Origin of the sequence: Pseudomonas sp. NPDC088885, assembly GCF_044750025.1 — a bacterium.
In the GTDB taxonomy this organism is placed as follows: domain Bacteria; phylum Pseudomonadota; class Gammaproteobacteria; order Pseudomonadales; family Pseudomonadaceae; genus Aquipseudomonas; species Aquipseudomonas rustica.
Window position 1 is genome coordinate 42,122 of sequence record NZ_JBIVJB010000005.1, and the last position, 13,285, is coordinate 55,406.

The following is a 13,285-nucleotide window of genomic DNA, read 5'->3' on the forward strand; positions in this document are numbered from 1 at the left end:
CCGCCCGCGAGGCGGTTTTTTTATGCCTGGAGGAAAGCATGGGCGCAGCAGAACAGATCGAGATCCACGGCGAGAAGGGCGGCAGCAGCAAGCCGAAGTCGCCGGTCGAAGCCAGCGACAGCCTGCGCTCGACCAACTTGGCAAAGCTGCTGATTGCGGTGGGCGAGGGTGAGTTCGACGGGATCCCGACCGACTATGACATCTACCTGGACAACACGCCGATCCGCGATGCCAGCGGCAACTACAACTTCCCGAATGTGAAGTGGGACTGGCGCCCGGGCTCCGTGGATCAAACATACATCCCGGGCATTCCGTCCGTGGAGAACGAGACATCGCTGAACATCGAACTGCGCAGCGACGCGGCGTGGGTGCGCTCCATCAGCAACATTCAATTGTCGGCGGTGCGCGTGCGCTTGGCATGGCCGGCGCTGCAACGGGCAGATGACGAAGGCAATATCGGCGGATATCGCATCGAGTACGCGATCGACGTGGCCACCGATGGCGGCGCCTATCAGCAGGTGCTGGTGGACGCGGTCGACGGCAAGACCACCACGCGCTACGAGCGCTCGCGCCGTATCGATCTGCCTGAAGCGACAACGGGCTGGCAGATTCGCGTACGGCGGCTGACGCCGAACCAGAACAGCAACAAGATCGCTGACACCATGCTGGTCGCCGGTTACACCGAAGTGATAGACGCCAAGCTGCGCTACCCGAACACCGCGCTGCTCTACATCGAGTTCGATGCCGAGCAGTTCACCAACATCCCGGCCGTAACCGTGAAGTGCAAGGCTCGCCGTTGGATGGTGCCGAGCAATTACGATCCTGTGCAGCGCACATACACCGGCACGTGGGACGGCTCAATGAAGTCGGCGTGGACGAACAATGCTGCGTGGATCACTTATGGAGTGTGCACCGAAGACCGTTTCGGTTTGGGTAAGCGCATCAAGCCGTTCATGGTCGACAAGTGGGAGTTGTACCGGATCGCGCAGTACTGCGATCAGTTGGTGCCGAACGGCCTTGGCGGTACCGAGCCGCGTTTCCTTTGCGACATGAACCTGCAAGGCAAGGCCGATGCCTGGTCGCTGCTGCGCGATATCTCGGCGATCTACCGAGGCATGACGTATTGGGCGCAAGGCCAGTTGGTGATGCAGGCCGACATGCCACGCGCGCAGGACATCGATTACGTCTTCACCCGCTCGAACGTCATCGACGGCAAGTTCTCCTACGGCAGCGCCTCGGCCAAAACCCGTTACACCCGAGCGCTGGTCAGCTACGACAACCCCGCGAACAACTACGACACCGACGTCATTCCGTTTGCCGATCTGGATCTGCAACGGCGCTATGGTGACCGGCCGACCGAGTTGAGTGCCATTGGCTGCACGCGTGCTTCGGAGGCGCAGCGCCGCGGCAAGTGGGCGATCCTCAGCAACAACCAAGACCGCACCGTCTCGTTCAAGACCGGTATGGAAGGTGTTATTCCACTGCCGGGGCACATCATCCCGGTGGCGGATTCGCTGCTGGCGGGACGTGAAGTCGGCGGCCGAATCTCCAAGGCGGCAGGCCGGGTTATTACGCTCGATCGCGACACCCAGGCCAAGGCAGGAGATCGACTGATCATCAACCTGCCCGGCGGCCGCGCTGAAGGTCGCACCGTGCAGAGCGTCAACGGACGCGCGGTGACGGTGACTGTCGCTTACAGCGAACCACCGATCGCACAACTGCAATGGGCGCTCGATGCAGACGATCTGGCGATTCCGCTGTACCGGGTGCTGCGCACCAAGCGCACAACCGAGGGCGATTTCGAGATCAGCGCACTGCAGTTCGAGCCGAGCAAGTTCGCTTACATCGACACGGGCGCGCGGCTGGAAGAACGTCCGATCAGCGTCATTCCGATCACTGTGGTACCGGCGCCCGCCAGCGTTGCTCTCGCGTCCACGTCGTCGGTCGTTCAAGGTCTGGCCGTGGCCACCATGACGATCAGTTGGCCCGCTGTGGATGGCGCGGTGGGCTATGACGTGGAGTGGCGCAAGGACAGCGGCAACTGGATCAAGGTGCAGCGCACCGGCATGACCAACGTCGACGTCGTTGGCATATACGCTGGCGCTTACGTTGCTCGCGTGCGCGCGGTGAGCGCTTACGATATCTCGTCGCAGTGGCGCAACTCGATCCTGACCAACCTGAAAGGGAAGAACGGACTACCGCCGGCTCTCAGCTACCTGACTGCCACGCCACTGTTGTTCGGCATCTATCTGAAGTGGGGCTTCCCGGCTGGCGCGGAAGACAGCCAGCGGACGGAAATCTGGTACGGGCCGACAACCAGCCTGGATGCAGCGACCAAGCTGACGGACTTGTCCTATCCGCAAAGCGATTTCTCGATGCTCGGCTTGGCCGCCGGTGTGACCTTGTACTTCTGGGGCCGCATCGTCGACAAGATCGGAAACATCGGGCCTTGGTATCCGATTGGCTTGGGAGTGCAGGGCCAGTCCAGCTCGAACGCCAGTGACATTCTGGAAATGATCAAGGGCCAGATTACCGAGACGGAACTCGGTGAGGATTTGCTGGCTGAGATCGAAAAGATCCCGAGATTGCAGGCGCAGATCGATGCACTCGACGGACTTAAGGGGTACGACCCCGATGCAACTTACGTTGAGTACGACCTGGTCGTTCAGGGCAAGCGCATCTATCAGGCAACCGGCCCGGTGCCGGCCAATACGCCACCGCCGAACCCGACTTACTGGCTGGACGTTGGCCAGACCGTGGAGACGGTGAACGGACTTGCTCAGCAAGTCGCTACCAACACCGTCGAAATCACGGAGCTCGACGGCGTGATCACCGCACAGGCCACCGCATTCGAAGCCCTCCGCGCCTCCTATCGAGACGATGATGGGGCTGGCGATCTCGCGGATGCGGTCAAAAGCTACAACAGTACGGCGTCGCTTGCTTCAGAGTCGAAGGTGCGCGCCTCCGAGAACGAGGCAATGGCGCGGCGCATAACAACGTTCGACGCAAAGATTGGAGAGAACGCAGCCAACATCACCGAGCTTGAACAGGTGGTCGTTACCAACCAGCAGGCCACGGCGCAGCAATTAACGCAGCTCGGCACAACTGTCGGCAATCAAGGTACGCAGATAGGCCAGCAGAAGACGATGATCGAGACCAACGCCTCAATCATCAACGATGTGACCGGCAGGCTGGCTGCAACCTGGTCGGTGAAGATGCAATACAGCACCTCCACCGGACAGTACATCGCAGCAGGTATTGGGCTTGGAATTGAAAACACTCCAGCCGGGTTGCAAAGCCAGTTCCTGGTGAGCGCTGACCGCTTCGCCATCGTCAACACGATTGCTGGCGGCGCGATGTCTGTTCCGTTTGCAGTGCAGGGCGGGCAGGTCTTTATGAATTCCGCGTTCATTCAAGATGGAACAATCACCAACGCGAAAATCGGTAGCTACATCAGCTCCACCAACTACATTGCCGGTCAACAAGGCTGGATCCTCAACAAGGACGGAACGCTGGAGATTAACGGCATTGTTCCCGGTCAGGGGCGGCTGGTGATCAACTCTCTCAACGTTTCGGTCTACGACGCGAACAATGTTTTACGCGTTCGTCTCGGCTATTTGGGGTGATAAATGGCTTACGGTATGCGGATCTGGGGTGCCGATGGTGCACTTCAGATCGATGAAAACGCCTTCACAATCCGCGTTGCACTTTCGACGTTAGTGACATTTGCGGTGGGAGCGAACAAGGGAAGTCAGGATTTTGCGGTGCCTGGCGTTGGCCCTGGCAACGGAACGGCCTTTGTTATCCCCAACGGCGCCTACGCCAGCAGCCAGCTGCAGTTCGAGACGGAAATGCTTGATGGTGTGGTGCGCGTGTATAACCACACCCGCACTTATGCCGCGAGCTTCACCTCCTCAGGCACAATGAGATTGATTGTTATGAGGTGGAGCTGATGGCTTACGGACTTCAGTTCACCAACAACAGCAACGTCGTCACCCTCGACACTGAATTTGCCCGTCTAATGGTTATCTCCTCTGGAAGGTTCTCCCCTACAGAAGAGAGCGGGTTGGGCTCAACCACCTATTTCGCACGGCCGGTGACGTCGCAGGAGCCGCCGTTGGTGTTTGTGCGCCCTGACACCGTTAATGCAGTGGCCGGCCTCTGTCAGATGAGACTCATAGGATCGGCAGGTAACTGGACGGGCTTTTACGTCAGGGCCTACAACGTGAATACGGCGCAACCGAACGGGAGATATTTTGTGGCCGCGTTCGCGGCGCAAGCCGTCGCGCAATACGGGATGCGCTTGTGGGACGGAGGCGGCAGGTTGCTCTTCGATTCCGGCACTCCAAACGCAAGCTTCACCAGAGCTTTCCAGAACTGGACGTATGCCACCAGCGACATCAGCGAACAAGGCCTGACGCGGATCTTCTACTCTGTACCCTTCGATTTTCCGCAAAACGAATTCATGCTGATAAACACCTTTGGCATGTCTATGACCGCCGGTAGTGCGATTCCCCGAAGCCTGGCCTGCTGGTGGGATTTCCCCAACGGAAAGCTCTACGCCATCACCGTCGCAGCTTCCAATCCGCTCGCATTTTTCCTGTCGGCGGTTTTCGCCAAACAAGCGGTTTAACCTCATTTATAGGATGTAGCCATGCCCTGGTACAAAACGGGAACGGTATCTGTCACCCAAAATTCCAACGCGGTGATCGGTGCGGGCACTGCCTTCATTGCCAACAGCCGGGTCGGGGATGGCTTTCGCGGGCCTGACGGTCGCTGGTACGAGGTGACCAACATCGCCAGCAATACCGCTCTCTCGATCTCGCCGAATTACGAAGGCCCGACAGCTGCTGGCGGTTTCTACTCGATAACGCCGGTTCAGGGATATCAGAAGGATCTGTCTGATCAAGTGCGCGCGATCCTCACCAACTACGGTGAAAAGCTGGCAGCGCTGGGCACGACCGGGAACTATGAGGTGCTTCCACCAGGCAAAGGTGGCACTGGCATCACCGACCTCTCTGCCTTCATTCAGGGATTATTGAATGACACGGATGCAGCAGCGGCTCGATCGACACTGGGTGCTGCAAAGTCTGGCGCCAACAGCGACATTACATCGTTGGCTGGCTTGACCGCTGCTTTAAGCGTGGCTCAAGGAGGAACCGGCGGAAACTCACAAGCTACTGCTCGAGCAGGCTTAGGTTTGGGATCCGCCGCCACTGCCGCGCTTGGTAATAACGCCGGCAATGCAATGCCTGTTGGCGCTTTTGGGCTTGGTGGGCAAGCACCTGCATTCGCCAATATCGACGCGCTGACAACTACCGAATTTAAATCGATTGTGAACCCTGCCGGGACTCAGCCGGGATTTCCTTACGGCACAAGCTTCACGATTTCCTACAACGCCCAAACTTTTAGCCAGTTTGCGATGAGCATCTTGGGTACGGAGCTGGCGTACCGTTACTACAACTCCACAACAGTTGGCTTCTCTCCTTGGGTAAAGCTCTATCACACGGGGAACACGACTCGAGGATCGGGCGGCGTTTTATCGGCGGCCTCGCCGATCATACGGATTGCGAACGTCGCTGATAGCCACCGTCGTGATCTTCAGGAGCAGACGTTTGAATCTGCCGGGGCATGGGGTGTTGCGAACAACGAAGCGCAGGGGGTGCATGTCGAGCGCCTCGGCGTCGGAGAGTATCGAATCACCGGTAGTCTCGGCTTGGCAATTGAAGGTTGGCGCACTCAAGACCCTTGTTCGCCGGACGGCGGCGGGACGCTCGGCATCACAGAGAGCGAACAAGACACCGACGGTACCGTGACCATCCGGCTATTCAAGCAGCGCTGGACGCTGTCCGACGACGGCGAGATGCTTCCCGGTCGCGGTGCACCGCTGGATGTGCCGCTCAACAGTTGGATCGACGTTCGCTTGGAAATGCCGCAGCCCGATTATCAGCCGCCGCCTGCCGATCCTATAAACGAATAACAGCCCGCCATTGAGCGGGTATTTTTTTGCCTGGAGAAAAGTTATGAGTGCCACCGAGAAAGATCGCGACGTCCTTGCACGCACTTTGTGGGGGGAGGCTCGCGGCGAGAGTCTGGCCGGCCAGATCGCTGTGGCATGGACTGTTCGAAACCGCGTGTTCGATGGAAAGGAGAAGTCGTGGTGGGGGGAGGGGTATGCGGGCGTTTGCCAGAAACCGTACCAGTTCAGTTGCTGGAACAAGACTGACCCGAACTATCAGTTCCTGATCGGCGTGAGGCAGATCCCGTTTCGCGAACTGGCGCAGGCGCGGATCGCCGCTGACCAGGTGATCGACGGCAAAGTGCCGGATCCCACTGGCGGCGCCACGCACTATTACGCCCTCAGCATGAAGACGCCCCCCGCATGGGCAGCTAAGGCAAAGCAAAGCCAGAAGTTGGGCGGGCACGTGTTTTTCAAGGATGTCACGTGATGCCCCACCGTGCAAAGGTACTGGCGCGCTGGCGCTTGTGTTGGTCTGCGCTGGCACCGCATGGCAATTCCAAGGCTTGGCGCTATGGAAATCGGTTAGCAGAGCAAGCCCGATGCGCTGCGAAGGCCTCAGCCAACTGATACTGGCTGCTGTTGCGGCGCAACAGGCCGAGTACGACAAGCATCTCGTGGTCGAGAAAAGTCTGGCGATTAGCGAACACACACACACACACACACTTCACGAAAATGAGCGATGCCCTACGTGATCAGGATTGCCTGCGCATTCGCCTCGCCAATGCTGATGTCTGGCTGTCAGTCTTCCTCGACGCGACCGACGTTGCCAAGAGCTGCAGCGTGATAGCTTCCGCCGGGGCCGTGAATCATGCGTCCGTAAAGGCCCAACTTGCCCCGACGAACCCTAAAAAATATCGCCATCACCGATGCGGTTAAAGGGGCGGGCCGAACTGCAGGCGTGCAAAGCATAAATTTGGAAAGTACTAGGTAATTAACTTGGTTGAATGCAACTGGATTGCGAAAACAGTGGAGCACTGGTTGTGAAATCAATGGGTTGCGTCGAAAGATGCCAAGCATCTTGATCGCATCTCCACTTACTGGAGACGTTTGTCTAAACAATCGAATTTTTGATGGGTCATTGAATGTGTGTGGTGGTATTAAAAAATATTTGCTATGGTGAAATTATGCAGCGAAGTATCCTAGTAGGGCGAGATTGTATTAAGATTTTCTGCAAATAATAATTTTTAGTGCGTTTAGGAGGATTCGAATTGCTATTGTTTTCAGGGGTCAGGGCGTATAAAGGGTTTGAACTAACTAATGTGTTGAAACTTGAGAAAGGATTGACCGTCCTTACTGGAATAAATGGATCAGGTAAAACAAGGCTGCTCCACGCCATAAAGAATGGTGCTATTTCTGTTGCTAAAGATGGTGAAGTTATTTCGCTCGGTGCAATAGAAATGATTGAGCAAGATAAGCTGGCGCCTAATTTTCATTACAATTATGAAGAGGGGGCTCGAAAAGAAAAAATTAGATCTCTTAAAGTTGTTATGGAGCAAAAAAAAGATAATTTAGATCATCCTTTGGATTCAAGTGATCCCTCATATTCTGCAGGTATAGGGCAGAGCGGAATTACATGGGGGGCAGGTCATAGAATTCTTGGTGATATAGCAAACAAGTTACAAAAGAAACCAAGTGAATTGTCATTTGGTGAAGTTGAAGCTTTTTATGATGAATTTGATGGATTTAACTATGGGGTGTACGCTATAGGTGCGATTTTTAACACCTATATGAAGATTAGGGATGATAATCTTTACAATGAATGGTTGAGTGAGGCTAAAGGGCGTGAAGATGTCTATTTTTGTCCCGGTGAAAAATTTGAGTCTAAATTCGGCTGTCCACCTTGGATTACATTGAACTCTATATTGAATGAGACTTTTGGAGGTAAATTTAAATTTGTTGAGCCAGGAGCGATGTACGATCCGGAATTCGTCACATCCTTAGTGTTAACTAATGGTAACGTGCCTCTTGTGGCGGACGATTTATCCTCGGGTGAAAAAACTCTTTTGTGGATTGTATTTAAGACTTTCGAAACCCGAGCTTCGAAGGGTGATATATCTAAAAAACACTTGTTGTTGTTGGATGAGCCTGATGCTTTTTTGCATCCCTCAATGATTGTTAAGATGATTGATTGTTTTGCTGCGATTAACTCCTCGATGGGGTTGGTGGTCATAATTGCAACCCATTCGCCGACCACTGTAGCTCTTGCACCTAGTGAATCGATTCATATAGTAGCGGGAGGTGAAGTGCTGTCGATTGATCAGGATGAAGCAATTTCTAATCTTCTTAAAGGCGTTACAAAGATATCAATTAATCCGCATAACAGGCGGCAGATCTATGTTGAAAGTTCAAATGATGTTGATATTTATCAAATGCTTTATCAGGGTATTTCGCGTTACGCGGATTTATTGGATGATAAAATAAGTTTGAATTTTATAAGTGCCGGTATGAAGTATCCAGCAAAATTGGTTTCAGAAAAGCTTCGTCAGTTTTTCGGTAATTTACCTGTCGCGGAAGTGGAGCTGTATACCAAAGCAATTAATGGTGTTGGAGGATGTTCTGCGGTGGTTGGAACTGTTGAGTATCTCCTCGGCGGAGGTAGTACTACAGTGAGAGGACTCATAGATAGAGATGAGAGAAATAAATCTGACGGGTTTATATATGTAGTAGGTGGGGGAGCTTGCTATGCAATTGAAAATTTAGTGTTTGATCCTATATGTACTCTGCTGCAAGCGCATTTGTTAGATGAGGCGCGATTATCTATGAAGGATGTGTGTGGGCAAGACACGTCATTCAAGGAGTGGTTGAAAGATGATGATTTGCTTCAGGCAAGTGTTGATATATATATTCTGAATTTGTTAGGTGTAGAAAATGAAAGAAATTGTTTGATTGAATATGTTGGTGGTAAGCGTGTATTATCCGATGCGCGATATTTTAATCATAATGGCCATTTGTTGTGGCGCGACAAAATTATAAAGAAATACCCTTGGCTTGCGAAGAATGGACAAACTGAAGATGGCGTCAAAAAAGAGATTGTTCGTTTAAGTATGTTGAAGGTGACAGATGGTGAGTTTATTCCATTATTGTTGGTGGAATCTCTTTTGAATCTTCAGAAATAGATTTTTGAATTTTTCTTATGGGTTTTTGATCTGGTTGAGTTTCAAGCATGAAATACATGCCTTCTTACTGATTGGTATTGTTTGTTGTTGTGGAAGTATTTGCCTGCCGTACTTCAGGTGAGTAATTTTCAAAAAAGTATTTTTGCGTATCCCTCTAGAAAATGTTCATGCGCAAGACTTGTTAGTCGAGAGTTGCGCCCTAGTGCAGGAGCCGAATTTATTCATTTCCTCGATATTCATGCTGCGTGATTTACTGCATGTATCGTGTATTTATATACATTATTATAGGTGTTGGGCTAAGCGGGCATGAGTGAGGCGATGTACTGTAGAGTTTGGATTGAGTATGGGGCGGCAGGACACCGGAGGCAGAGGATTATCGTAGCAATCTACAAAGCAAAATTACTGATTCTTATAGGATCATGAGTTGTTTTAACAGGTGCGCTAAAATTATGATTTTTCCTTTTGATCAATTGGTTAAGTAGGTTCGATGGTCGCCTTGACATAGTAGTGGCGAACCTATGCCGCCGGAGGATAAATCGCAGATGCGCAAAGCTGGCTTGCGATTACACCGGCCGGCGAGCTGCCCATGATGACTGACTTACCACCCGCTGGAAGGAGTGCCCAGCTAAACCCAGCATAGGCGCCGTAGCTATTTTTGCCGTTGATCTCGATACACCAGGAGTCTTTCGATTTGTCTCTCGCTTCCCCTCTGCTGTCGGGTGTCACGAAAAAAGTATCACGAAACTTTGCACTATCCGGATCCTTCAGATCGTAACTCGCCATCGTGTGAGCAAGCTTGACTGCGTTTTCGCTCATCGGATATCGGTAAAGAATCAGCGGCTTTGCAGGCTCTGGCCGTGGCGGTGTGGAGCAGGCTGTGACCGAGATAAAAATCAAAGACAGCGCTAGTTTTTTCATACTGACATTCCATTGCTTTTGTTTGAACGAACGGTAATCGAGGATCGTACAGTTTCCAAGGGTCGTCACGTGGCTGTGAAAAAAAATTGCGCAAAACCTCCTCTGGCGCCCCCGTGTTTCCGTTTGCATAAGCACAAAAAAACGGATGTTTTGCTACCTTGAAAAAGGGACGTTTACCTTATGAAACAATTGCTTAGGTCGCTACTGTCCCCAGCATGGGGTGCTAGGGGTCGAGTGTTCGAATCACTCCGTCCCGACCATATTTATCAATGGCTTAGCCCAATCTGAAAAGGTTGGGCTTTTTCACGTATGAAAAATACCCCCGCATTTACCCCCACAGATTTTTTGCTGCTCGTCGCATTTGTAACTTTGGCGACAGATTAGGACTGCGTAGCACGATGATTGGCGTAGTTAATGCCGCGCCAGGCTCCATTTTTTTCCCAATATTCGGCATTGTAGGGTTTTGGCGCCTGTACACGGCATCATGCGGCCTCCACGATTAACAATCTCCCATTAAAACCGACACCCTGAGGCATCTCTCGTAGATAACGTGCGCCTTGAGTGCAGCAATCTTGTCGGCTAGATACATTCGTATCCCTAAAACCTGCGATCCAGTCAAAATGGAGGGTTTGGTAACTGCGCTGTTCGGAAGTAATGCACATCCACGGCAGGTTGCGTATGACCGAGAGTCGCATCTCGTATCAACTGATGGCGATGATTGAGTTTATGGTGCGGATTTGCGGGGGAGGAACTCCAGCCAAATCAATACAATCGCTTGTTTTTTCACCTTGCTTGGCTACTATGAAAACCGGATGTAGACGCACGGCACTCTCCTCCAAATGCTGGCCCGATGGCAGTAATCGACAATGAAAGACGGCATTTCAGGGCGGCTAATTGATCACCATGGTTGATTTAGAGAGTGGTGAAGTGTGATGGGTTTGCCAGAGTCACGTTTCGGCAACAGGTTTGAAATTTAGTATGATGTTAGCGCAGGCACGGATTACCTGATTTTTTTGATTTGGTTTGTGGGGGGGATTATGTATTTAATTAAAAAGCTTGGGGCTCTTTTTCTTCGCTTGGGGCAGTTGGTTTGTAGGTTTGGACTTTGGTTGTCTCCAAGTACTGGAGACGCCGCTTTTAATGCGCGTCTTCGAAAATGGCAAAAATTGTGGTTCGTTGTCGACATTCCATTATTCATAGATAGTGTAGCGGTGCGCCAGTTATATGATGCCCTTTCTCGGCCAGATTTTGATACTGCGTCACGCGTTATTGGCACGGTTACATCCGAAGGATCTGAATATCAAACCGAAGCCGCATTGTCGGTTGAGTATGGCATTCCTCCATTTGCCAAATCCTCTGTAACTGGGAAGGGTTCTAAAAAGAAAGTGCGAAGTTCGAGTCTCTCTTCAAGTCTGACACAAGAGGCAAACAAATCGGCGGAAATGAGATTTGAAAAAATTGTAAGCTTCTATGCTGAGCATTATCCTGGGCAGATATTTTGGACTACGAGTGACGTGTCTATACTCAATGATACTGATGGTAAAAACTTAACGTGGGATGATGTTTCTAAGTGTATTAATGGGTGTAGTCCTCGGCCGTTGATAGTTTTGGACTTGCCAGCAGAAAGTAAGTTGATTCCAATGGCTGGTGAGTTAACCAGCGGAAAGGTTAAGAGGCTATTTGAGGATTTAGTCGGTAAGTCTCCTGGAAAAGATACTGTTCCGGATTATCCTTCGGATAAGTCACCAGCCGCAAACAAGTTGTACTGGGAAAGCTTGGATTTGATTTTTGATTCAAAAATAGCAATGGAGGTTGTAGAGGACGGAGCTTGCGAGGGTGCTCGGTATGATTGGATCGACTATCGACTAATGGCTCGTTCTGGCGGCGATATTATTCCTTTGCATTTACATTTAACGCCAAGGGGTGAATTCAACTCTGGTGTTTTTGCCTATCAGACTATCAGGCGTTGTAAAAAATTCGGCCTTAAAATAGTCGGAACTCTCAAGCAGGGGGGGGATGTGAACGTCCTTGCTATGTATGAAAACTAAATCTAAATCACTCCTATGGGTTACTGATGCAGATAATACATTATGGGATACTAACGCGATTTTTGAGCGCGCCCACCTTGGATTGCTTGCGTCAGTTGAGGATCTTCTCGGCATCGCCTGCGGTTCCCCGGATCGTTTGAAATACATACGTGATGTTGACCAAATGATTGCTTCTATGCATGCGAAGGGGTTGCGCTATCCAGTTGAATTACTTATTGCTGGGGTTGAATGTCGCTTGAGAGGAGGGTCCGTTACTCACTCCGTCGATAGTGTTTTGAAGGGAGAGATTGCCACAGTTGCTAGATATTCTAATGCTATAGAAAAGTTCACTGAAACTATCTCCTTAACTCCAGACCTTAGGATGGGCGTGTTAGAGGGGGTTGCACAGTTGGCCGAATATGGTGCGACTATAGTCGTAGCTACAGAGGGGGCGAAATCGCGTATCGATTCCTGCCTCAGGATTCATCGCTTGAGTGAATTCGTATCTGCCTGCGTTGAAGGGGCTAAAACAAGTGAGTTGTATTGTCGTATATCTGAGTCGGTTGATTGTGATTCTCAATGGGTGATCGGTGATCAATTAGATCGAGATGTATTGCCCGCCATTTCTGCTGGATTTAATGCTGCTTATTTTCCTGGTGGCTTCCTTCCAAGTTGGCATGTGCCTTCTAATATTTCATCTGCAACAGTTGTTGTTAATGACTATTTTGAAGCGGTTAAATTTGCAATGAGTGGTGCCGAGTAGAAGAACTTGACACAAGTCAGTGGGTTCGCGCGGTTTTCGACATCGCTGGATTAAGTTTTTTTGGTTAGCAGTCGGCATTGATATCACCATATGGTGATGCCTTGGCCGGCCAAGGATAGCTTTCTTATCTGCGTTGCCTTGGGGTGTTGTTTGTTAGTTATATGTCAAACCTGAAGGTTCTCTTCATCCAGGCTATGCAGCCAATCAGTGCCAGGGGGTGCACGTTTATCGCATCGCGCAAATGGTTGGCGTTGGCTACACGCACGGCGGTGCGGCACATTCGTTTTTCAGAATGCTGTCGGCACCGATCAAGGTCAAGAGTTGATCCAACAAATCCTCGAAGCTAATGGATTTCGATAGGCTCGTGGTGTGTCCAGTCGGGAGTGATATTTCACTCATGAGCCAGCTACTTAAAAATTCGTACACTCCCATGATCGAC

The 13,285-nt window shown here is 51.4% G+C and carries 9 protein-coding genes and 1 tRNA gene; 9 read left to right on the forward strand and 1 reads right to left on the reverse strand.

Annotated features, from left to right (window positions below):
- Window positions 1–38 precede the first annotated feature (38 nt).
- From ACIP1X_RS05465 to ACIP1X_RS05490, 6 genes are all read left to right on the forward strand, one after another.
- The gene (locus ACIP1X_RS05465) at window positions 39–3,626 is read left to right on the forward strand and encodes a phage tail protein (RefSeq protein WP_400750078.1); all 3,588 of its coding nucleotides are present in this window, start codon (window positions 39–41) and stop codon (window positions 3,624–3,626) included.
- 15 nt (window positions 3,627–3,641) lie between these two features.
- Entirely contained in the window at window positions 3,642–3,953 is a 312-nt protein-coding gene (locus ACIP1X_RS05470; RefSeq protein WP_400750257.1) for a hypothetical protein, read from the forward strand.
- A complete protein-coding gene (locus ACIP1X_RS05475; RefSeq protein WP_282352839.1) occupies window positions 3,953–4,633 on the forward strand; it encodes a hypothetical protein in 681 nt (226 codons plus the stop codon). The genes ACIP1X_RS05470 and ACIP1X_RS05475 overlap by 1 nt, the downstream gene beginning before the upstream one ends.
- Window positions 4,634–4,654: 21 nt before the next feature.
- Complete coding sequence (locus tag ACIP1X_RS05480) at window positions 4,655–5,980, forward strand: hypothetical protein (protein WP_400750082.1); 1,326 nt, start codon at window positions 4,655–4,657, stop codon at window positions 5,978–5,980.
- Between the two features lie 43 nt (window positions 5,981–6,023).
- Complete coding sequence (locus ACIP1X_RS05485) at window positions 6,024–6,449, forward strand: cell wall hydrolase (RefSeq protein ID WP_400750084.1); 426 nt, start codon at window positions 6,024–6,026, stop codon at window positions 6,447–6,449.
- 781 nt (window positions 6,450–7,230) lie between these two features.
- Window positions 7,231–9,138 carry an AAA family ATPase gene (locus tag ACIP1X_RS05490; protein WP_400750087.1) on the forward strand — a complete coding sequence of 636 codons (1,908 nt, stop codon included), beginning with the start codon at window positions 7,231–7,233 and terminating at the stop codon, window positions 9,136–9,138.
- A 516-nt stretch (window positions 9,139–9,654) separates the two neighbouring features.
- Here ACIP1X_RS05490 and ACIP1X_RS05495 read toward each other — a convergent pair.
- Window positions 9,655–10,056 carry a hypothetical protein gene (locus tag ACIP1X_RS05495; protein ID WP_400750089.1) on the reverse strand — a complete coding sequence of 134 codons (402 nt, stop codon included), beginning with the start codon at window positions 10,054–10,056 and terminating at the stop codon, window positions 9,655–9,657.
- 165 nt (window positions 10,057–10,221) lie between these two features.
- Here ACIP1X_RS05495 and ACIP1X_RS05500 point away from each other — a divergent pair.
- The 3 genes from ACIP1X_RS05500 (at window position 10,222) to ACIP1X_RS05510 (ending at window position 12,846) form a co-directional block, all read left to right on the forward strand.
- Window positions 10,222–10,316 (forward strand) — tRNA-Pro (locus tag ACIP1X_RS05500).
- Between the two features lie 777 nt (window positions 10,317–11,093).
- On the forward strand, window positions 11,094–12,104 hold the full coding sequence (locus tag ACIP1X_RS05505; protein ID WP_400750092.1) for a hypothetical protein: 1,011 nt from the start codon (window positions 11,094–11,096) through the stop codon (window positions 12,102–12,104).
- Window positions 12,094–12,846 (forward strand): hypothetical protein, encoded by a 753-nt coding sequence (locus ACIP1X_RS05510; RefSeq protein ID WP_400750094.1) that lies wholly within the window; start codon window positions 12,094–12,096, stop codon window positions 12,844–12,846. The genes ACIP1X_RS05505 and ACIP1X_RS05510 overlap by 11 nt, the downstream gene beginning before the upstream one ends.
- Window positions 12,847–13,285 lie beyond the last annotated feature (439 nt).

What these genes read in the sequence shown, in the direction of transcription:
- ACIP1X_RS05495 (WP_400750089.1), bottom strand. Translation starts at nt 10,056, where the DNA reads ATGAAAAAACTAGCGCTGTCTTTGATTTTTATCTCGGTCACAGCCTGC.
- ACIP1X_RS05510 (WP_400750094.1), top strand. Translation starts at nt 12,094, where the DNA reads ATGAAAACTAAATCTAAATCACTCCTATGGGTTACTGATGCAGATAAT.
- ACIP1X_RS05505 (WP_400750092.1), top strand. Translation starts at nt 11,094, where the DNA reads ATGTATTTAATTAAAAAGCTTGGGGCTCTTTTTCTTCGCTTGGGGCAG.
- ACIP1X_RS05485 (WP_400750084.1), top strand. Translation starts at nt 6,024, where the DNA reads ATGAGTGCCACCGAGAAAGATCGCGACGTCCTTGCACGCACTTTGTGG.
- ACIP1X_RS05475 (WP_282352839.1), top strand. Translation starts at nt 3,953, where the DNA reads ATGGCTTACGGACTTCAGTTCACCAACAACAGCAACGTCGTCACCCTC.
- ACIP1X_RS05465 (WP_400750078.1), top strand. Translation starts at nt 39, where the DNA reads ATGGGCGCAGCAGAACAGATCGAGATCCACGGCGAGAAGGGCGGCAGC.
- ACIP1X_RS05480 (WP_400750082.1), top strand. Translation starts at nt 4,655, where the DNA reads ATGCCCTGGTACAAAACGGGAACGGTATCTGTCACCCAAAATTCCAAC.
- ACIP1X_RS05470 (WP_400750257.1), top strand. Translation starts at nt 3,642, where the DNA reads ATGCGGATCTGGGGTGCCGATGGTGCACTTCAGATCGATGAAAACGCC.